This is a genomic window from Streptomyces sp. EDA2-14 (assembly GCF_054963755.1).
This window is the reverse complement of sequence record NZ_JBUEGE010000001.1, coordinates 1,316,741-1,335,326: the sequence shown is the minus strand read 5'-3', so window position 1 is coordinate 1,335,326 and position 18,586 is coordinate 1,316,741. Positions and strand designations below refer to the sequence as shown.

At 71.7% G+C, this 18,586-nt stretch carries 22 protein-coding genes; 7 read left to right on the top strand and 15 right to left on the bottom strand.

Annotated elements, in window-relative coordinates:
- Positions 1-3: 3 nt before the first annotated feature.
- The 7 genes from ACY34M_RS06040 to ACY34M_RS06010 all read right to left on the bottom strand — a co-directional run bounded on the left by ACY34M_RS06040 (position 4) and on the right by ACY34M_RS06010 (position 6,613).
- Entirely contained in the window at positions 4-669 is a 666-nt protein-coding gene (locus tag ACY34M_RS06040) for a lysoplasmalogenase (RefSeq protein ID WP_462718883.1), read from the bottom strand.
- Positions 666-1,580: a sterol desaturase family protein gene (locus ACY34M_RS06035; RefSeq protein WP_462718882.1), complete on the bottom strand. Its 915-nt coding sequence runs from the start codon at positions 1,578-1,580 to the stop codon at positions 666-668. Before ACY34M_RS06035 ends, ACY34M_RS06040 begins: the two co-directional genes overlap by 4 nt.
- Positions 1,581-1,653: 73 nt before the next feature.
- Positions 1,654-2,376 (bottom strand): VIT1/CCC1 transporter family protein, encoded by a 723-nt coding sequence (locus ACY34M_RS06030; RefSeq protein WP_462718881.1) that lies wholly within the window; start codon positions 2,374-2,376, stop codon positions 1,654-1,656.
- A gap of 24 nt (positions 2,377-2,400) precedes the next feature.
- A complete protein-coding gene (locus tag ACY34M_RS06025) occupies positions 2,401-3,636 on the bottom strand; it encodes an amidohydrolase family protein (protein ID WP_462718880.1) in 1,236 nt (411 codons plus the stop codon).
- Complete coding sequence (locus ACY34M_RS06020; protein WP_462718879.1) at positions 3,633-4,916, bottom strand: amidohydrolase family protein; 1,284 nt, start codon at positions 4,914-4,916, stop codon at positions 3,633-3,635. The genes ACY34M_RS06025 and ACY34M_RS06020 overlap by 4 nt, the downstream gene beginning before the upstream one ends.
- A gap of 13 nt (positions 4,917-4,929) precedes the next feature.
- Positions 4,930-5,814, bottom strand: a complete 885-nt coding sequence (locus ACY34M_RS06015; protein ID WP_462718878.1) for an SDR family NAD(P)-dependent oxidoreductase — start codon at positions 5,812-5,814, stop codon at positions 4,930-4,932.
- A 1-nt stretch (position 5,815) separates the two neighbouring features.
- Positions 5,816-6,613 (bottom strand): acetoacetate decarboxylase family protein, encoded by a 798-nt coding sequence (locus ACY34M_RS06010; protein WP_462718877.1) that lies wholly within the window; start codon positions 6,611-6,613, stop codon positions 5,816-5,818.
- 151 nt (positions 6,614-6,764) lie between these two features.
- On the opposite strand from ACY34M_RS06010, the gene ACY34M_RS06005 reads away from it, so the two are divergent.
- The 6 genes from ACY34M_RS06005 (at position 6,765) to ACY34M_RS05980 (ending at position 12,287) form a co-directional block, all read left to right on the top strand.
- Positions 6,765-7,391, top strand: a complete 627-nt coding sequence (locus ACY34M_RS06005; RefSeq protein WP_462718876.1) for a TetR/AcrR family transcriptional regulator — start codon at positions 6,765-6,767, stop codon at positions 7,389-7,391.
- A gap of 79 nt (positions 7,392-7,470) precedes the next feature.
- Entirely contained in the window at positions 7,471-8,460 is a 990-nt protein-coding gene (locus tag ACY34M_RS06000; RefSeq protein WP_462718875.1) for a DEDDh family exonuclease, read from the top strand.
- Between the two features lie 88 nt (positions 8,461-8,548).
- Positions 8,549-8,782 carry a hypothetical protein gene (locus ACY34M_RS05995; protein ID WP_266721084.1) on the top strand — a complete coding sequence of 78 codons (234 nt, stop codon included), beginning with the start codon at positions 8,549-8,551 and terminating at the stop codon, positions 8,780-8,782.
- Positions 8,783-8,859: 77 nt separating this feature from the next.
- Positions 8,860-9,654, top strand: coding sequence for an SURF1 family cytochrome oxidase biogenesis protein (locus ACY34M_RS05990; protein WP_462718874.1), 795 nt, complete (start codon positions 8,860-8,862; stop codon positions 9,652-9,654).
- A 70-nt stretch (positions 9,655-9,724) separates the two neighbouring features.
- Positions 9,725-11,527 carry a glycoside hydrolase family 15 protein gene (locus tag ACY34M_RS05985; protein WP_462718873.1) on the top strand — a complete coding sequence of 601 codons (1,803 nt, stop codon included), beginning with the start codon at positions 9,725-9,727 and terminating at the stop codon, positions 11,525-11,527.
- Between the two features lie 4 nt (positions 11,528-11,531).
- Positions 11,532-12,287: an SDR family oxidoreductase gene (locus tag ACY34M_RS05980; protein WP_462718872.1), complete on the top strand. Its 756-nt coding sequence runs from the start codon at positions 11,532-11,534 to the stop codon at positions 12,285-12,287.
- Between the two features lie 9 nt (positions 12,288-12,296).
- Here ACY34M_RS05980 and amaP read toward each other — a convergent pair whose 3' ends face one another.
- The 5 genes from amaP to ACY34M_RS05955 are packed head-to-tail and all read right to left on the bottom strand — an operon-like array spanning position 12,297 to position 14,575.
- A complete protein-coding gene (amaP, locus tag ACY34M_RS05975) occupies positions 12,297-12,884 on the bottom strand; it encodes an alkaline shock response membrane anchor protein AmaP (protein WP_462718871.1) in 588 nt (195 codons plus the stop codon).
- Positions 12,881-13,534, bottom strand: coding sequence for a DUF6286 domain-containing protein (locus tag ACY34M_RS05970; RefSeq protein ID WP_462718870.1), 654 nt, complete (start codon positions 13,532-13,534; stop codon positions 12,881-12,883). Before ACY34M_RS05970 ends, amaP begins: the two co-directional genes overlap by 4 nt.
- Positions 13,531-13,875: an Asp23/Gls24 family envelope stress response protein gene (locus ACY34M_RS05965; RefSeq protein WP_462718869.1), complete on the bottom strand. Its 345-nt coding sequence runs from the start codon at positions 13,873-13,875 to the stop codon at positions 13,531-13,533. Before ACY34M_RS05965 ends, ACY34M_RS05970 begins: the two co-directional genes overlap by 4 nt.
- A 3-nt stretch (positions 13,876-13,878) precedes the next feature.
- Positions 13,879-14,064: a hypothetical protein gene (locus ACY34M_RS05960; RefSeq protein ID WP_462718868.1), complete on the bottom strand. Its 186-nt coding sequence runs from the start codon at positions 14,062-14,064 to the stop codon at positions 13,879-13,881.
- A 40-nt stretch (positions 14,065-14,104) separates the two neighbouring features.
- On the bottom strand, positions 14,105-14,575 hold the full coding sequence (locus tag ACY34M_RS05955; protein WP_462718867.1) for an Asp23/Gls24 family envelope stress response protein: 471 nt from the start codon (positions 14,573-14,575) through the stop codon (positions 14,105-14,107).
- A gap of 107 nt (positions 14,576-14,682) precedes the next feature.
- On the opposite strand from ACY34M_RS05955, the gene ACY34M_RS05950 reads away from it, so the two are divergent.
- Positions 14,683-15,417 (top strand): nucleopolyhedrovirus P10 family protein, encoded by a 735-nt coding sequence (locus tag ACY34M_RS05950; RefSeq protein ID WP_462718866.1) that lies wholly within the window; start codon positions 14,683-14,685, stop codon positions 15,415-15,417.
- Positions 15,418-15,450: 33 nt separating this feature from the next.
- Here ACY34M_RS05950 and ACY34M_RS05945 read toward each other — a convergent pair whose 3' ends face one another.
- From ACY34M_RS05945 to ACY34M_RS05935, 3 genes are all read right to left on the bottom strand, one after another.
- Positions 15,451-16,242 carry an enoyl-CoA hydratase/isomerase family protein gene (locus ACY34M_RS05945; RefSeq protein ID WP_462718865.1) on the bottom strand — a complete coding sequence of 264 codons (792 nt, stop codon included), beginning with the start codon at positions 16,240-16,242 and terminating at the stop codon, positions 15,451-15,453.
- Positions 16,243-16,364: 122 nt separating this feature from the next.
- Positions 16,365-16,586, bottom strand: a complete 222-nt coding sequence (locus ACY34M_RS05940) for a helix-turn-helix domain-containing protein (protein WP_009337982.1) — start codon at positions 16,584-16,586, stop codon at positions 16,365-16,367.
- A gap of 359 nt (positions 16,587-16,945) precedes the next feature.
- The gene (locus ACY34M_RS05935; protein ID WP_462718864.1) at positions 16,946-18,544 is read right to left on the bottom strand and encodes an ABC-F family ATP-binding cassette domain-containing protein; all 1,599 of its coding nucleotides are present in this window, start codon (positions 18,542-18,544) and stop codon (positions 16,946-16,948) included.
- Positions 18,545-18,586: the final 42 nt, after the last annotated feature.

Genomic DNA, 18,586 nt, shown 5'->3' with positions numbered 1-18,586 from the left:
CGCTCAGGCCGTCCTGGCGGCCTCCACGCCGCGCGCCGCCGGGGCGGGGGCGCGCTCCCCCAGCACCCCACGGGCGAGCAGGTACTGCGCCGCCACGTAGGTGCCCATGACCCAGAAGTCGGGGCGCGGCAGGGCGGGCCACTCGGCGATGCCCGTGGCGATGAGCGTGTCCGAGAGCAGGAACAGGGCGCCGCCCACGCCCGCCGCGACGCCGAGCCGGGACGCCGCGAACGCCATCCCGGTCAGCAGCACGCTGTACGCCGCGACGGGCCCGCGCATGTCCGGCGGCAGATCGGGCCAGAGCGCGACCACCGTGGCGACGAGCGCGACGCCGTACGCGGCCCCGAGCAGCGCACCACGCGCGCGTACCGTCCCGTGCCGCTTGAACAGCACCAGGTAGCAGACGTGTCCGACGGCGAAGGCGCCCATCCCGGCGAGGAACACGAGGTCCTGGTCGAAGAGCAGCAGCACGTCGCCGCACCACCCGAGCAGCAGGGCGGCGCACAGCAGTCGGGGGCCGCGGCACGCGACCACGTAGGCCACGAGCAGCAGCATGAGCAGGGGCTTGAGGACGACGTGCGCTCCGTGCGCGCCCAGGAGCAGCGCGACGAGGTCGGCGGCGCACGCCGCGAAGAACAGCGCGCGCCATGTCGGAGCGGACGGCCTCACGCGGCGCCCTCCGTGACCTTCTGCGGGGCGCCGTTCTGCGGGGCGCCGTTCTGCGGTGCGTCCGGCACGCCGATCGGCCGGGGCTGCCAGCCGGGCCCGCGGAAGACCCTGCCGGCCCGCTCGCGCCAACTGCTCGCCGCCTTCAGGTCCTTGGCGATGGCCGCGTACTCATGGGTCGCGACGCGCAGCGGGTTGTACGTGGCGATGTTCTTGGTGAGCCCGAACTCGGGGCGCTCGACCTCCGCCACCCACGAGCCGAAGAGCCGGTCCCAGACGACGAGGATCCCGCCGAAGTTCCGGTCCAGGTAGCCGCCCTGGGAGGCGTGGTGGACGCGGTGGTGGGAGGGCGTGTTGAAGACGAACTCGAAGGGCCGCCACATCTTGTCGATGCGCTCGGTGTGGATCCAGAACTGGTACACGAGGTTGACCGACGAGCAGAAGGCGAGCGCCGCCGGGTGCACGCCGAGGGCGATGAGCGGCAGGTAGAACGGCCATACGGTCAGGCTCGTCCAGGGCTGGCGCAGCGCCGTGGTGAGGTTGAACCTGCGGCTGGAGTGGTGCACCACGTGACAGGCCCACAGGATGCGGATCACGTGGTGCCCGCGGTGCGACCAGTAGTAGAAGAAGTCCTGCCCGAGGAGCATCAGCGGGATCGTCCACCACAGGACGGGAACGCGCAGCGGCGTCAGTTCGTAGACCGCCGTGTAGATCGCGACGATCGGGATCTTCCACAGGAAGTCGAAGACCAGGCTTCCGAGCCCCATGGTGACGCTGGTCGCCGCGTCCTTGGTCTCGTAGCCGGCGGCATCCTCGTCGGGGTGGATCCGGACGCTGATGATCTCCACGATCGTCAGCAGCACGAAGGCGGGGATCGACCACAGCACGGCGTCGGGCAGGTTCGGGGTCGGCATGCGTGCACCGTAAGCGCCCCGACCTGCCCCCGGCTATAGTTAGTTACTGACAAGTATTACTGCCGGTAAGGGGTCAGACTCCGGTGGCCCCCAACAAAGAACCCGCCGCATACGTGACCGCCATGGCCAGCGCTCCCCCGCCCACGTTGCGCCAGACCGCGGGCCGCACCGCCGCGCTCCCCATCCGGGCACTGCCGTAGCCGGTGCAGGCGAGCGCCACGAGGACGGAGCCGACGGTGACGGGCAGCCGCCACTCGGCGGGCGGCAGGACGATGGCGAGCAGCGGCAGCAGGGCGCCCACCGTGAAGGCGAGGAAGCTGGCCCACGCGGCGTGCCAGGGGTTGGTGAGTTCGTCGGGGTCGATGCCGAGTTCCACGCGCGCGTGGGCGCGCAAGGCGTCCCGTTCGGTGAGCTGCTCGGCTGCCTCGCGGGCCACGTCGCGGCTGAGTCCACGCTCCTCCAGGAGGTCGGTGAGTTCCTCCAGTTCGGCGTCCGGCTGCTCCTTCAGCTCGCGCTTCTCCATGGCGATGGCGGCCTTCTCGGAGTCGCGCTGCGTCGACACGGAGACGTACTCGCCCGCGGCCATGGACATCGATCCGGCGAGCAGCCCGGCGAGCCCGGCCGTGAGCAGCGTGGAGCGGTCGTCGGTGGCTCCGGCGACGCCGACGACGAGGCCCGCGGTGGAGACCACGCCGTCGTTGGCGCCGAGCACGGCGGCGCGCAGCCAGTTGAGCCGCGAGCCGAGCGCGCCGCCGTGGGACTCGTCATGGGTGGGTTGCGCTCCTGGTTCTGTCACGCGGTGAGCATGGCACCCGCACCCTCACCACACGCGGACCGACGCCCCCGGCGCGAACACCGGGCTCGTCGCGTCCGCGGGCGGCTCCTTGAGCGGTTCGTCGATCTCCGCGACCGTGGGTCCGACGCGGGCCGCGATCGGGTCGAGGAGGCCGAGGTCGAAGCCGTAGACGCGGGCGGCGTTGCCGCCGACCATCGCGGCGATCTCGTCCTTCGGCAGCCCCGCGTAGGCGATGCGCAGCCCTTCGCGCGTGTAGGGGTGCGTGCCCTCGTCGTGCGGGTAGTCGCTGCCCCACATGATCTTGTCGAGGCCGATCCGGTCGCGCAGGGGCACCTCGTGGGGACGCATGAAACTCGCCCCTACGAAGCAGTTCTCGCGCCAGACCTCCGAAGGTCCCTTGCCCATCGAATCGGCGAGCCCGGCACCGAACTTGGACTCCGCCGTGTCGGCCCTCGTGGCCGCCCGGACCAGGCGCGCGTGGTAGTAGTCCAGCATGTCCAGGACGCCGGGGATCCAGCCCGAGCCCTGCTCCGTGAGGACGAGCCTGAGGTCCGGGTGCTTGCGGAAGGCGCCGCCGAAGACGAGGTGCCACAGGGCGCGGTGCGAGAACCACGTCGTCTCGACCATGAAGACCGCGCGGGCGGCCGGTTCCTCGCCGAGCGGCGGGGACGCCGAGCCCGCGTGGTGGTTGACCGGGACGCCGAGTTCGGCGCAGGTCCGCCAGATCGGGTCGTACGTCGACGAGTACAGCTCCGGGAGGCCGGAGCCCGGCGGCGTGCCGGGCAGCAACAGCCCGCCCTTCAGGCCCGCTTCGGCGGCCCAGCGGATCTCCTTGACGGCCTCGTCGACGTCGTTGAGGAGGATCTGGAAGACGCCCGCCCTGCGGCCGGGGGCGGCGGCGCAGAAGTCCGCCAGCCACCGGTTGTGGGCGCGCAGGCCCGCCCAGCGCTGCTCGAACTCCTCGCGTGTGGGCGCGGGCGCCATCAGCGAGGCGGACGGGAAGAACGGCGGGATGGTGTTCGGGAAGACGACCTCGGCGACGATGCCGTCCCGCTCGAGCTCCTCGACGCGCCGGTCGGAGTTCCAGTTCCGGTCGGCGGTGTCGGCGAGCAGGTCCTCGTACGGGTTGACATAGCCGGCGGCCCACGCGTCGAACGCGTCGTGGTGCCGGGACTCCAAGTACGGCTTGTAGTCCAGGAGATCGGCGCCCGCGTGGCAGTCCGCCGAGATGACCGTGTACCTGTCCTGAGGAGTGTTCACGGCGTCACCCCGATGTGCGGGAAGTCGTTCTCCGTCAGCCAGTGCCGCCCCACCTCGCGCGAGCGCGCCCAGGACGCCTCGACGGCGCTCTGGTCGGCGTCCTGGCCGAGGTCGGCCGGGGTCGGCCCGATGCGTGCGGCGAGCGGCGCCAGCTTGGCGGTGTCGAAGCCGAACACCTCGGCGGCGGACAGGCCGAGCATCCGCCGGGTCTCGGAGACCGGGATGTCGTGGAAGGTCTTCTGCAGCCACGCGCGCGTGTCGGGCCAGGTCCCTTCGGGGTGCGGGAAGTCGCTGCCCCACAGGATGTTGTCGACGCCGATCTCGTAGCGCTGGGCGAGCTCACGGCGCTTGGTGTTGGTGGCGCAGACGAAGACCTGCCGGTCCAGGTACTCCGCCGGGGAGCGCTTCAGCTCGGCGAACGGCGAGAGCTTCTTGCCGCCGTGCGCGCCCAGGTAGAGCCGGTCCATGAACCACAGCAGGTTCGGCAGCCACCAGCAGCCCGACTCGGCGACGCCGAACTTCAGCCCCGGATGCCGCTCGAAGGCGCCCGACCAGAGCAGGAACCACAGCGGGCGGGCCGGCCACCACGTCACTTCGCTCACGTAGATGCCGAGATGGTCGCCGTACTCGTGGCGCGGCGCCGCCCCCGAGTGCGTCACCACGGGCATCTCGCACTCGGCCGCCGCCGCCCACACGGGGTCGTAGCGGCGCGCGTGGTACGGGTCCTGGTCGACCCACATGGAGGGGATCATCAGGGCGCCGAGCCCCGACTCCTTGGCGCGGTGGATCTCGGCGACGACCTTGTCCGGGTCGGCGGTGACCGGCAACAGGGCGACGCCGCAGTGCCGTTCGGGGTGCTGCCCGACGAACTCGGCGAGCCAGCGGTTGTGCGCCTGCGCGCCCGCCATGCCGAGCTCGGGGTCCTGGTCGCCGGAGAGGCCGAGCCCGACGCCGAAGGGGGCCGCGGTCTGGCTGTCCACGGCGTCCGCGTCGGGGAAGACGACCTCGGCGGCCACCCCGTCGCCGTCGAGCTCCTTGAGGCGCTGCGCGGAGTCCCAGCCGCCGCGCAGCCCCTCCTCGTTGTCCTCGAACCACTTGGCGGCGAACGCGTCGTTGCGGATGCCGAGCCGGGTCGCCTCCTCGCGGCGCTTGTCCCGCTCGCCGAGGAACGCGTCGAACTCGCGGTGGAAACGACTGTCCAGGTAGGGCCGGTACTCCTCGGTGGGCAGTCCGGCGTGGCAGTCGGAGGAGATGATCAGGTAGGGGTCCTGGCTGCTCATGGTGCGTCCCTCCTCAGTCGAGAATGAAGCTCTCCAGGTACGCCGGGTTCGCCCGGTCCAGCATCGACTGCGACCGCGCCCGGATCTGCCGGTCGCTGTGCTCGCTCGGCGGAAGGATCCAGAACCGGTCCGCCGCGATGCCGTCGGCGACGAAGTCGGCGACCTCCTCCACGGGCGTGAACTCGACCTCCTTGCCCGCCTCCTTCATGGCGGCCTCCCACTGGTCGAGGCTGCGGTACGGCGTCTTGCGGGGCCGCTCCTTCGCGAACCGTTCGGGCCGGTTGCGGTGCGACTCCCACAGGCCGGTGCGCAGCATGTGCGGTCCGGGGAAGAGCACGGACGCCCCCACGCGCGCGTGCTCCGCCTTCAGATGCGCGTACAGCGACTCGGTCATGGTGACGACGGCCGCCTTGGTCACCGCGTACACGGACGCCGTCGGCAGCGGGGCGATCCCGCCGTCGCCGGAGGACGTGTTGACGATGTGGCCGGGCTCGCCGCCCTCGATCATGCGTGGCACGAAGGCCTGGATGCCGTGGAAGACACCCCACACGTTGACGTTGAACGCCCACTTCCAGTCGTTCGGTTCGTGGCTCCACATGCGGCCCTCGGCGCCCGAGCCGACGCCCGCGTTGTTGCACAGCACATGGCAGGCGCCGAACGTCGCGTACGTGTCCGCGGCCAGGTCCATCACCTGCTCGCGCTCGCCGACGTCGACCACGCGCGCGTGCACCGTCGCGCCGGTGCGCCGCAGCTCCTCGGTGGCGCTCTCCAGGGCGCCCTTCTCGACGTCCGCGAGAACCACCTTCAGACCGTCCGCGGCGAACCGCCGCGCCATGGCGAGCCCGATCCCGCTCGCCGCACCCGTGACGACCGCGACCTGTCCTTCACGCAGCTCCATGTCAGGCGCTCCCCTCGGGCGGGCCGTCGTGGATCTGCTGCGGGTCGTCGTAGCGCTGATGGATGTACGGCAGCAGGGCCTGCGCGCTGACCCGCTCGACGACCTTGCCCTTCTGGTCGGTGGTCTTCTCGCCGATGGTGATCTCGACCAGGGAGCGCACCGGAAGGTCGGCGACCGGGTCGTACATGGACTCCCGAAGGACGACGTCCCCGGTGATCCGCTCCAGCTTCCTGACCTTCTCGTTGCGCAGGCAGTGCACGAGGACCGGTTCCGCGTCGAAGCCCGAACCGTCCACTCCCGGAAGGAACTTGAAGTAGAAGTCCGTCTTCTGCGAGGGCTCGGGGACCGGCAGGCTCTCGCTGACGGCGCCGCGCACCTCCACGAACGCGATGCCGTGCCGCGCGAGCGCCGCCCGCACGACGAGCCCGTCGCGCTCCACCGTGACCTCGCCGAGCTTCTTCGGTTCGCCGAAGACCTCGCGCCCGCCGATCAGCGCCCGCTCGTGCGTCATCGGCATGACGAGCGGATACCAGCCCTCCACCCCGCCGTGCTCGGCGGCGACGGCGACCGAGCCCGCGCCCAGCGGATAGCCCGGCAGGTCGACCTTGCTGATGTTGGCCCGCACCAGGGGCCGTCCCGTGGGCTTGAGCGGCGGCGGCAGGACGGCCGCCACCGCGTCCGGATCGGACTCCCACACGGCCACCACACCGGTGGACCAGATGTCGGGAAGCTTGCTGCTCGCCGAGCGCGAGGCGGCGATCTCCGCCTCGGTGCGCGCTCCGTACCGTACGCGTGCCATGTCGTACCACCCTTCGAACGAGACGTGTTGGGGGGTCGTTCGGTCGTGCGGTCAGTCGTGCGGTCGTTTCGCGAGGCGCCTGTAACACAGTTACACCGGCGGCGATGAAGGGTAAAGACATGCGCACGGGACGGGGACGGGGAGGCGAGAAGTGGCAGCACGCGCACCGCTCACCCGCGAGGAGGTCGTCGCCGTCGCCGCCGACCTCGTGAAGCAGCACGGCCCCGAGGCGCTCACGATGCGCAAGCTCGCGGCCGAACTCGGCACGGCCGTCACCTCGATCTACTGGCACGTCGGCAATCGCGAGTCCCTGCTCGACGCCCTCGTGGAGCGCACCGTCGCCGACCTCGGCGGCTTCCGCCCGCGCGGGGCCACACCGCAGGACCGCGTGGTCTCCGTCGCCCGCACCCTGCGCCGCCGGCTGCGCGCCCACCCGCACCTCATCGCGATGGTCCACGAACGCGGCCTCACCGAGCGGATGTTCCTGCCCGCGCAGCAGGCGCTGGTGCACGAGGTGCACGCGGCGGGCCTGCGCGGCACCCGCGCCGCCGAGGCCGTCCGCGCGGTGGTCTTCCAGGTCGTCGGGCACGTCCTCGTCGAGCGGAACCGGGAGCGGGCCCCGGCCCAGCACCCGCGCGAGGAGCATCTGTGGGGGGCGAGCCCCGCGGAGGGCGACCGGGTACTCGCCCGCGCGCTCGCCGCCCCCGCCGACCCCGAGCGGATCTTCACCACGTCCGTCCGGGCCCTGGTGAAGTCGCTTCTGGACCCGCCCACTTGATACGTGACCCATGCCACGACACGGCTCGCGGGGCAGGCGGCGACCGGAGTGTCAGTCCCGGCCCGTATCCTCTGGGACCATGCTCGAAGACCATCCGACCGCAGCGTCCGCAGCCTCCTGGCCGGCCGCGTATCCAAAGGGGTACGCGGTCGTCGACGTGGAGACCACCGGCCTGTCCAGGGACGACCGGATCATCTCCGCCGCCGTCTACCGCCTGGACGCGCGGGGAGATGTCGAGGACCACTGGTACACGCTGGTCAACCCGCAGCGCGACCCGGGCCCCGTATGGATCCACGGCCTGACGACGGACGTGCTGACGGCGGCCCCGCTGTTCTCGGACATCGCCGAGGAGTTCGCCGCGCGCCTGGACGACCGCGTCCTCGTCGCGCACAACGCGGTGTTCGACTGGTCGATGATCGCCCGCGAGTACGCGCGCGCCCAGCGCACCGCCCCGGTCCGCCAGCGCCTGTGCACCATCGCCCTCTCCAAGGAGCTGGGCCTGCCGCTGCCCAACCACAAGCTGGAGTCCCTCGCCGCGCACTTCGGCGTCGTCCAGGAGCACGCGCACAACGCGCTGGACGACGCGCGCGTGCTCGCGGAGGCCTTCCGCCCGAGCCTGCGCACGGCAGCGGCGGAGAACCTGCGGCTGCCGCTGCTCGAGTGCCGCCCGCTCACCGAGTGGTCGGAGAAGTCGTCGGTGCCGCGCCAGCCGGGCTCCGCGTACCGGGGCGGCGGTGGCGGCGGCACCTGGCGCGCCTCGCGCAAGCGCCCCGCCTGCCCGTATCCGAACCCGGGGCGCTACGAGCCGGGCAAACCGCTCAAGCAGGGCATGCGGGTGGCGTTCTCCGGCGACACCTCGGTGGACCGTGAGCTCCTGGAGGACCGGGCCGTCGACGCGGGCCTGCATGTGGCGACGAGCCTGTCGCGGCTCACCAGCCTCCTGGTGACCAATGACCCGGACTCGTACACGTCGAAGGCCGTGAAGGCGAAGCAGTTCGGGACGCCGGTCGTGGACGAGGCGGCGTTCGGCCAGCTGCTCCAGGACGTGGCGCCGGCGGCCGGCGCGTAGACCCGCGGCCGGGCAGACGGGTGAACGCGGGGCGACTCGCCCCGCCATCGCTCGCCCCGGCGCCGCCCGGACACCCACCCTGTGGCGCATGGCACGTTGTGAAGTCTGCGGAAACGACTACGGCATGTCCTTCGAGGTGCACGCGCAGGGCGCGGTGCACGTCTTCGACTGCTTCAGCTGCGCCATCCACCGCATGGCGCCGATCTGCGAGCACTGCCGGTGCCGCATCATCGGGCAGGGCGTCGAGGTCGACGGGCACTGGTTCTGCGGGGCGCACTGCTCCCGCGCGGAGGGGAAGGTGGGCATCGTCGACAACGTCTGAACCCTTCGGCACACGCCCACCGCAATCGGGCACACCCCCGTGAAAACACCCCATGCCCGCCGCTGTACGGTCATGGGGTGTACCGCTTCCTGTTGACCCGGCAGTGGGTGATCCTCACGCTGGTCGCCCTCGTGCTCATCCCCACGATGATTCGGCTGGGCATCTGGCAGATGCACCGCTACCACGAGCGTGACGCGAGGAACCAGCTGGTCACGAACGCGCTCAACGCGAAGCCCGTGCCGGTGGAGGACCTGGCGTCCCCCGGCCACACCGTCACCAGCCACGAGCGGTACCGCTCGGTGACCGCGAAGGGCCGCTTCGACACCGACGACGAGGTCGTGGTGCGCCGCCGCGTCAACTCCAACGAAGAGGTCGGCTACCACATCCTGACCCCGTTCGTCCTGAAGGACGGCAAGGTCCTGCTGGTCAACCGCGGCTGGATCCCGGCGAACGGAGCGCAGACCTCCTTCCCGAAGGTCCCCGCGCCGCCGCGCGGCGAGACCACCGTCACCGGCCGTCTGATGCCCAACGAGACGACCGAGGCCAGCGGCATCAAGGACATCAAGGACCTGCCCGACCGGCAGATCATGCTGATCAACAGCAAGCAGCAGGCCGAGCGCCTCGGCAGGACGGTCCTCGGCGGCTACGTCGCCCAGACCGCGCCCGACCCCAAGGGCGGTACCCCCGAGCTGGTCGGAGCCCCCGGCAAGGAGGACTCCGCGCTGAACTACGCGTACGCGATCCAGTGGTGGCTGTTCGCCGCCGCGGTTCCCGTGGGCTGGGTGGTGCTGGTGCGGCGCGAGCTGCGGGAGCGGCGGCGCAAGGAAGAGGCGGCCGCGGACGAGGCCGGGACGCCCGCCGCCGTCGGCTGAGCAGGCGCCCCACAGAACTCACCCGAAAATGTGATGCAGTCCCGGGCCGCTGCCGGGGAACTCATGGCGTGTGCGCCCACATATCGAGGACTACGCCCTCATCGGTGACCACCAGACCGCCGCGCTCGTCGGCAGGGACGGGTCGATCGACTGGCTGTGCCTGCCCCGGTTCGACTCCCCCGCCTGTTTCGCCGCGCTGCTCGGCGACGAGGAGAACGGCCACTGGCGGCTCGCGCCCAAAGGGGCGAAACACTGCACCACGCGCGCGTACCGCCCCGGCTCCCTCGTGCTCGACACCGAGTGGGAGACCCAGGAGGGCAGCGTCCGCGTCACCGACTTCATGCCGCAGCGCGACCGCGCCCCGGACGTCGTCCGCATCGTCGAGGGGCTCAGCGGACGCGTCACCCTGCGCGGCACGCTGCGCCTGCGCTTCGACTACGGCTCCGTCGTGCCGTGGATGCGCCGCGCGGACGGGCACCGGGTGGCCGTCGCGGGCCCCGACTCGGTGTGGCTGCGCAGCGAACCGCACGTCCACACGTGGGGCGAGGACTTCGGCACGCACTCCGAGTTCACCGTCGAGGAGGGCGAGAGCGTCGCCTTCGTGCTGACCTGGCACCCCTCGCACGAGGAGCGCCCGCCGCTGATCGACCCGCACGAGTCGCTGCGGCACAGCCTGGAGGACTGGCGGGCGTGGGCGGACCGCTGCCGCTACGAGGGACCGCACGAGGAGGCCGTGCAGCGCTCCCTGCTCACCCTCAAGGCCCTCACCTTCGCGCCGACCGGCGGCATGGTGGCCGCCCCCACCACCTCGCTCCCCGAGGAGATCGGCGGCGTACGGAACTGGGACTACCGGTACTGCTGGCTGCGCGATTCGACCATGACGCTCAACGCGCTGCTCTCGGCCGGCCATCTCGACGAGGCGGAGGCCTGGCGCGACTGGCTGCTGCGGGCCGCCGCGGGCGACCCGGCCGAGCTGCGGATCATGTACGGCCTCGCGGGCGAGCGGCGCCTTCCCGAGCAGGAGCTCGGCTGGCTGAGCGGCTACCGCGACTCCCGCCCCGTCCGCACGGGCAACGACGCCGCCCACCAGCTCCAGCTGGACGTCTACGGCGAGGTCGTCGACTCCCTCGCGCTCGCCCGCCGCGAGGGACTCAAGGCGCAGCCCCACGCGTGGCGGCTGCAATTGGCGCTGCTCGACTTCCTGTGCGAAACGTGGCGCGAACCCGACCAGGGGCTGTGGGAGGTGCGCGGTCCGCGCCGGCACTTCGTGCACTCGAAGGTGATGGTGTGGGTCGCCGCCGACCGCACCGTGCGCGCCATGGAGGACGACCCGGAGCTGCCCGGCGACATCGACCGGCTGCGCACGCTGCGCGACGCCGTGCACCAGGAAGTGTGCGAGCGCGGCTACGACGCCGAGCGCGGCACGTTCACCCAGTCCTACGGCTCGTCCGCACTGGACGCGGCCCTGCTGCTCCTCCCCCGCGTCGGCTTTCTCCCGCCGGACGACCCGCGCGTGGTCGGCACGGTCGACGCGGTCCGCGACGAGCTGTCGCACGAAGGGCTGCTCCGCCGCTACAGCGTCGACGAGGCCGACGCGGCCGAGGTGGACGGGCTTCCGGGCCAGGAGAGCACGTTCCTCGTCTGTTCGTTCTGGCTCGCGGACGCGCTGCACATGACGGGGCGTACAAAGGAGGCACGCGAGCTGTTCGAGCGGCTGGTGGCGATCCGCAACGACGTGGGGCTGCTCGCCGAGGAGTACGACCCCGTGGCGGGCCGGCAGCTCGGCAATTTCCCGCAGGCGTTCAGCCACATCGGTCTCGTGGGCACGGCGCTCACCCTGTTCGGCGCGCCGGGCCGGGGAGGTGGAGGATAGAGCCATGGATCTTGAACTGAAGAACCGTGTGTACGTAGTCACCGGCGCGACGCGGGGCCTCGGCAACGCCGCCGCGCGTGAGCTGGTCGCCGACGGCGCGAAGGTCGTCATCAGCGGGCGCGACGAGCAGAAGACCAAGGAGGCCGCCGCCGCGCTCGGGCCGAACGCGTACGGGGTCGCCGCCGACAACGCGGACCCGGACGTCGCCTCACGCCTTGTCGCGGCGGCGCGTGAGCAGTTCGGCTCCTTCGACGGGATCCTGGTGAGCGTCGGCGGGCCCGCGCCCGGCTTCGTCGCCGACAACACGGACGAGCAGTGGACGGCCGCGTTCGTGTCCGTGTTCCTCGGGGCGGTGCGGCTCGCGCGGGCGGCCGCCGAGCAGCTGGAGGAGGGCGGGGTCATCGGGTTCGTGCTCTCCGGCTCCGTGCACGAGCCGATCCCCGGACTGACCATCTCCAACGGGCTGCGGCCCGGACTCGCCGGGTTCGCCAAGTCCCTGGCGAACGAGCTGGGCCCGCGGGGCATCCGCGTGGTCGGACTGCTCCCGGCGCGCATCGACACGGACCGGGTGCGGGAGCTGGACGGGCTCGCGGCGGATCCGGAGGCGGCGCGGACGGCGCAGGAGTCCCGTATCCCGCTGCGCCGGTACGGGACTCCGGAGGAGTTCGGGCGGACCGCCGCGTTCCTCCTCTCCCCCGCCGCGTCCTACCTCACCGGGGTGATGCTGCCGGTGGACGGGGGCTTCCGGCACGGGTTCTGACCACCCGGTTCAGCTCACCCGTTCCGCGCGGTGCTTGACCGCCTTGAGGCGGACCTCCGTCGGGAGTTCCGCGAGGCCCGCCGAGTCCCGCGCCTGCCTCAGCGAGTCCTGCGCCAGAAGGCGGAGCGCTTCGGCGGGGACCGCGTGCGGCTCCAGGGTGAGGGTGGCGCGCGCCTGCGGGGTGGAGCGGCGGCCGGTCAGGCGGACGCCCGCCCGGTCGACCCCGTCCAGCGACTCCGCACCGCTCACCAGGACGTTCTCCAGGGCTCTGCCGCGCAGCAGCGCGCCCTCGCCGTCGCCGCTGTCGACCAGCACCTCGGCGAGCCTGCGCCGCCGCAGCTGGGCCACCAGCCACCACAGGGCGAGCAGCACGACGACGCCGAGGACGGCGATCACCGTCGGCCAGAACCAGCCCGCGTCGTGCCAGCGCGCCCGGTCGGCATCGCTGACCAGCACGTCGTGCGGGCCGTCGTGGATCCACCACGACGGCGGGTTCGCCCCGAGCCCGACGGCGAGCACCGAGCCGCCGCCGAGCACGAGGACGAGCCCGAGCACTCCGAGCACGATCCGGTTGACGGTCCTGAGCACGCCGCTCACCCCTTCTTTCCCGGCCGTGCCACACGGACCGAGAGGCCGGGCGCCCTGCCGAGCCCCAGCTCCTTGATGCCTTCGCCGAGTGTGGCGTCCAAGTCGGTCCGTACGTCGTCGAGTTCACGGAAGTGCGAGACGGCCCGCACGTCCACCTTGGAGCGCTTCATGCGGACCCGTACGGACTGCACGCCCGCGACCTCCATGGCCCGGTCGCGCAGCACCATCGCGGCGGCGTCCCGGTGCAGCACCGCGCGGACCTCGGGGTGGGTGCGGCGCATCGGCAGCAGCGCGCGCAGCCCCGGCGTCACCGCGAGCACGATCAGCCACAGGCCGAGCGCGGCGGCGACACCGGCGCCGACGAGGACGGCGGTGTCGTCGAGGGGCCGCGTGGCCAGTTCGTCGGCGAGCGTCTGCCGCCACCGCATGGCCTGGCGTCCGGCGCGCACGGCGGCGACGTCGTAGAGCAGCAGGCCCGCGGCGGCCAGGACCACCAGGGCGACCAGCGCAGCGGGAATCCGGCGCCCCGCCCACAGACGGCTTGCCTTCGGCTCGCTCTCCAGCGTCGGGTGCGGCTCGTACGAGGCGGCGGACGCCGACTGGTCGAGCTCGCCCTCGGCGTGCTCGACCACCGGAACCGGCCGGGTGGGCTCGCTCATCGGATCCTCCCCCGGTCGCCACCACGTGTGTGCGCCGAGTGCAGCCGCTCGACCTGCACAGCCACCTCGGGCACCTCCATTCCCGCCAATTCCCTTACCCGCTGGGACACTTGACGACGCACGGCGCCGCACTGGCGGCCGATGTCCGTCGGATACTCCAGCTCAAGGCTGATCCGGACCCGTGCGCTGCCCTGCCGTACGGCGACCGTGGCGTGGGGCGCCGACCCGTCCTCGGGAATCCGGTCGAGTGCCTCTCGTGCCGCGTACGCGGCGATCTTCGCGACGACCCGGTCGGCGATCCGGGTCGCGCCGCGCTCGGCGGGCGCGACCTGTGCCGCCATCGGTCACCGCCGCCGATCGCCGCGCGAACGGAAGAACTCGCCGACTTCCAGGTCCCCTTCCAGGAACCGGCCCGCGACGAAGCCGATGGCGCCGAGCGCCGCCACCAGCAGGAAGGCCCCGAAACCGCCGAAGTATCCGGCGAATCCGAGAGCCATGCCGGCGATCATGCCGACCACGGCCAGATTCATCGTGCGCTCCTCCTAGGGAAGCCCGTCGGTACGCCGGATGTCATTGGAGCCGCGACTCCGGCTCTTCGTCCTCCTCGTCCGGCAGCTTCACGTCGCTGACGGCGATGTTCACCTCGACGACCTCGAGCCCGGTCATGCGCTCGACCGCCGTGATGACGTTCTCCCGCACGTCACGCGCGGTGTCCGCGATCGACACGCCGTACTCGACGACGATCTCCAGGTCGAGGGCCGTCTGTACCTCGCCGACCTCGGCCTTCACGCCGCGCGACACGGACTTGGCGCCGCCCGGCACCCGGTCGCGGACCGCGCCGAACGTGCGGGAGATGCCGCTGCCCATGGCGTGGACGCCTTCGACGTCACGCGCCGCGAGACCGGCGATCTTCTCCACGACGCCGTCGGCGATGGTGGTCCGCCCACGATTGGCGGGGTCGCCCCCGCCGCGCTTCGTCACATTGGTCTTGGCTGCGGCCGGAGCGGGCGTCTCGCCCGGCTTCTGCGCGGTGTCACTCATCGGGCCGTCCCCTCGGTGAGGTGCGATCTCGGTGGGATGGTGCTTTCTTTTGCCCACATTAAGTGGGGTTGCGCGAAGGCGCGCTCGCTATGCGGCAGCCTGGGGCAATGAAGGCTGATCGATGGACAGAGGCAGTGCGTACGCAGCTGGGGCTCGGCAGGCTGTTGCCGCTCGGTGGGCCGGGGGACGGTGCGTGGGTCACGGAACCGGCGGCGGCCACGGCGTTGCGCCGTGCGGTGCAAGGGGTCCGGGGGGTGCGGCTCGGTGGGCTGCGGCTCGGGCTCGCCGATCCCGACGCGGCGGCGGAGCCCGCGGTGCCGGCTCCGCCGAGTGCGTTGCCACCGGGGCCGCTGCGGCTCACGGCGGACTGTGCGGCGACTGCGGAAGAACCGCTGCCGGTTGCCGCCGATCGGCTGAGGGCGGCGCTCGCGGAGGCGGCGGAGCGGGTGGGTCTCGTGGTCGCGGAGGTCGATCTTCAGGTCACGGCGCTGCTCGACGAACCGGGCCAGATGGCCGAACCGGCCCCCGATGACGCGGACGAGCCGGAGCCCGCCGCCACGTCGACCGCCCCCTCCGGTGACGTGGAGCGGGTCGCCGAGGCGGCGCTCGGGGTGCCGGGGGTGGTTCGGCTGACGGGGGCGCTCGGTGGGCTGGGGCGGGCGATCCACATCGAGGAGGGGTCCGGCGAGGCGACGCTTCCCCGGCGCCACGTACGGGTGGAGCTGGCGGTGGCCGCCGACGCGCGGGCGATCGAGGTGACCGGGGCGGTGCGGGCGGCCGTCGCCAGGTCGATCCCGAACAATCCGACCGTCGCGGTGCTGGTCACGGACCTGACGTCCTAGCCGGCTCGCCCCCACCGCGCGGGCCGGTCGGCCTCAGTCGCCCAGGCCCGCCAGGTCGCGCAGGCGGCGGCCCTGGGCCGCGCGCTCCGCGGTGCGCTGCTCGTCGAGGGTGCGGCCGGTGACGCCCTGGAGGAGGGCCTTGGTCTCGATGACCGCGTCGCGGGGGGCCGCGGTCAGGGCCGCCACCAGGTCGCGGGTCGCGTCCGCCAGCTCGGTCTCCGGGACGGACACGTTGGCCAGGCCGCTGCTCACGGCCTCGTCGGCGTGGACGTAGCGGCCGGTGACGCAGATTTCGAGGGCGCGCGCGTAGCCGACCAGCGAGACGAGCGGATGCGTGCCCGTCAGGTCCGGCACCAGGCCGAGGCTGGTCTCGCGCATGGAGAACTGCACGTCGTCGGCGACGACGCGCAGGTCGCAGGAGAGGGCGAGCTGGAACCCGGCACCGATCGCATGGCCCTGGACGGCGGCGACGGTCAGGATGTCGCTGCGCCGCAGCCATGTGAAGGCGTCCTGGTACTCGGCGATCGTCGTGTCGAGGACGTCGTCGTCGCCGCGCGCCAGGTCGAGGAAGGACGGCTCGCCGTCGAAGCCCTCAGGCGTGAACGCCTGCCGGTCGAGGCCCGCGGAGAAGGACTTGCCCTCCGCGCGCACCACGACGACCCGCACCGACCCCGGCAGGGAGCGCCCGGCCTCGGTCAGCGCCCGCCACAGAGCGGGGCTCTGCGCGTTGCGCTTGTCCGGGTTGGTCAGGGTCACCGTGGCGATCGCATCGTCGACGGTGAGCCGGACGCCGTCCTTGTCGAGCAGGGGTGCGGGCAGGTTCATCTGGACCTCCGGTACTGCGCAGTCGTACGAGACGTAAGTGACTGCACAGTAACCACCCGGCCGGACAGCGGACCGACCGGGTGGTCAGTTGGAGCCAGTGGGCCGAACGCGCCCCACGAGGGTCAGGCCGACGTGGCCTTCTTGCCTCGCGTGGCCCCGCCGCGACCGCGCAGCGTGACCCCGGATTCGCTCAGCATCCGGTGGACGAAGCCATACGAGCGACCGGTTTCCTCGGCCAATGCCCGAATGCTCGCACCGGAGTCGTACTTCTTCTTCAGGTCTGCCGCGAGCTTGTCGCGCGCGGCGCCGGTCACCCGGCTGCCCTTCTTCAGAGTCTCGGCCACCCGTGCCTCCTCATGGGAAGTGCGCTCTGGATTTCCCATGATCACCCCTTGCGGGCTTCCTGGCCACCCATTCGGCAAGGTCCATGGACCCTCAATTCCGGGCTCGACGGGGTTCCACACGAGTGGAGCCCGGAATTCCGCCGGGGTTTCCCGCCCCCGAAAAGCGCCTCCGCGAAAGAAGCGGCAGGTCAGCCATGGCCCAGGCGCCGCAAGGGCGCCATGGCCCATGCGGCCCAGAATTCCGTGCACGACACACCTGGGTACGAGGCGATCTCACCCAGATGAAGGATCACGGATCGGCCGAATGATCCAGATGAAGTGGATCAGTCAGTGGATCAACGATTCGACCGCCGAGTGGATCATGCGAGAGCGACGAGATCCGCGTAGGTCGGGCCCCACAGGTCCTCGATTCCGTCCGGAAGCAGAATGATCCGCTCCGGCTGGAGGGCCTCCACGGCGCCCTCGTCGTGCGTGACGAGGACGACGGCGCCCTTGTAGGTGCGCAGCGCGCCGAGGATCTCCTCGCGGCTGGCCGGGTCGAGGTTGTTCGTGGGCTCGTCGAGGAGCAGCACGTTCGCGGACGAGACGACGAGCGTGGCGAGCGCCAGACGGGTCTTCTCGCCGCCGGAAAGGACCCCGGCCGGCTTGTCGACGTCGTCACCGGAGAACAGGAACGAGCCGAGCGTCTTGCGGACCTGGATCAGGTCGAGGTCGGGGGCGGCCGAGCGCATGTTCTCCAGGACCGTGCGCTCCGGGTCGAGCGTCTCGTGCTCCTGCGCGTAGTAGCCGAGCTTGAGGCCGTGGCCCTCGATGACCTGGCCCGTGTCGGGCTTCTCGGCGCCGCCGAGGAGCTTGAGCAGGGTCGTCTTGCCCGCGCCGTTGAGGCCGAGGATGACGACGCGCGAGCCCTTGTCGATGGCGAGGTCGACGTCCGTGAAGATCTCCAGGGAGCCGTAGGACTTCGACAGGCCCTCGGCCATGAGCGGCGTCTTGCCGCACGGCGAGGGCTCGGGGAAGCGCAGCTTGGCGACCTTGTCGGACTGACGGACCTCTTCGAGACCGGCGAGCAGCTTGTCGGCGCGCTTGGCCATGTTCTGCGCGGCGACGGTCTTGGTCGCCTTGGCGCGCATCTTGTCGGCCTGCGCGTTCAGCGTCGCGGCCTTCTTCTCGGCGTTCTGCCGCTCGCGCTTGCGGCGCTTCTCGTCGGCCTCGCGCTGCTGCTGGTAGAGCTTCCAGCCCATGTTGTAGACGTCGATCTGGGAGCGGTTGGCGTCCAGGTAGAAGACCTTGTTGACGACCGTCTCGACCAGCTCGACGTCGTGGGAGATGACGATGAAGCCGCCGCTGTAGTTCTTGAGGTAGTCGCGCAGCCAGACGATCGAGTCCGCGTCGAGGTGGTTCGTGGGCTCGTCGAGGAGGAGCGTGTCCGCGTCCGAGAAGAGGATGCGGGCCAGCTCGATACGGCGTCGCTGACCACCGGAGAGCGTGTGCAGGGGCTGCCCGAGCACGCGGTCGGGCAGGTTGAGCGCGGCGGCGATGGTGGCGGCCTCGGCCTCGGCGGCGTAACCGCCCTTGGTGAGGAACTCCGTCTCCTGGCGCTCGTACTGGCGCATGGCCTTGGCCTGCGTGGCGCCCGAGCCGTTCGCGATGCGCTGCTCGTTCTCGCGCATCTTGCGCATCAGGACGTCGAGGCCGCGGGCCGACAGGACGCGGTCGCGGGCGAGGACGTCGAGGTCGCCGGTGCGCGGGTCCTGCGGGAGGTAGCCGACCTCACCGGAGCGCGAGATGGTGCCGCCGGCCGGCATGCCCTCGCCGGCCAGGCACTTCGTGAGGGTCGTCTTGCCCGCGCCGTTGCGGCCGACCAGGCCGATGCGGTCGCCCTTGGCGACACGGAAGCTGGCGTTCTCGATGAGGATGCGGGCGCCGGCGCGCAGTTCGATACCGGATGCGGTGATCAAGGGAGGTACTCCAGGACAGGATTAACGGCTTAACGACTGGTT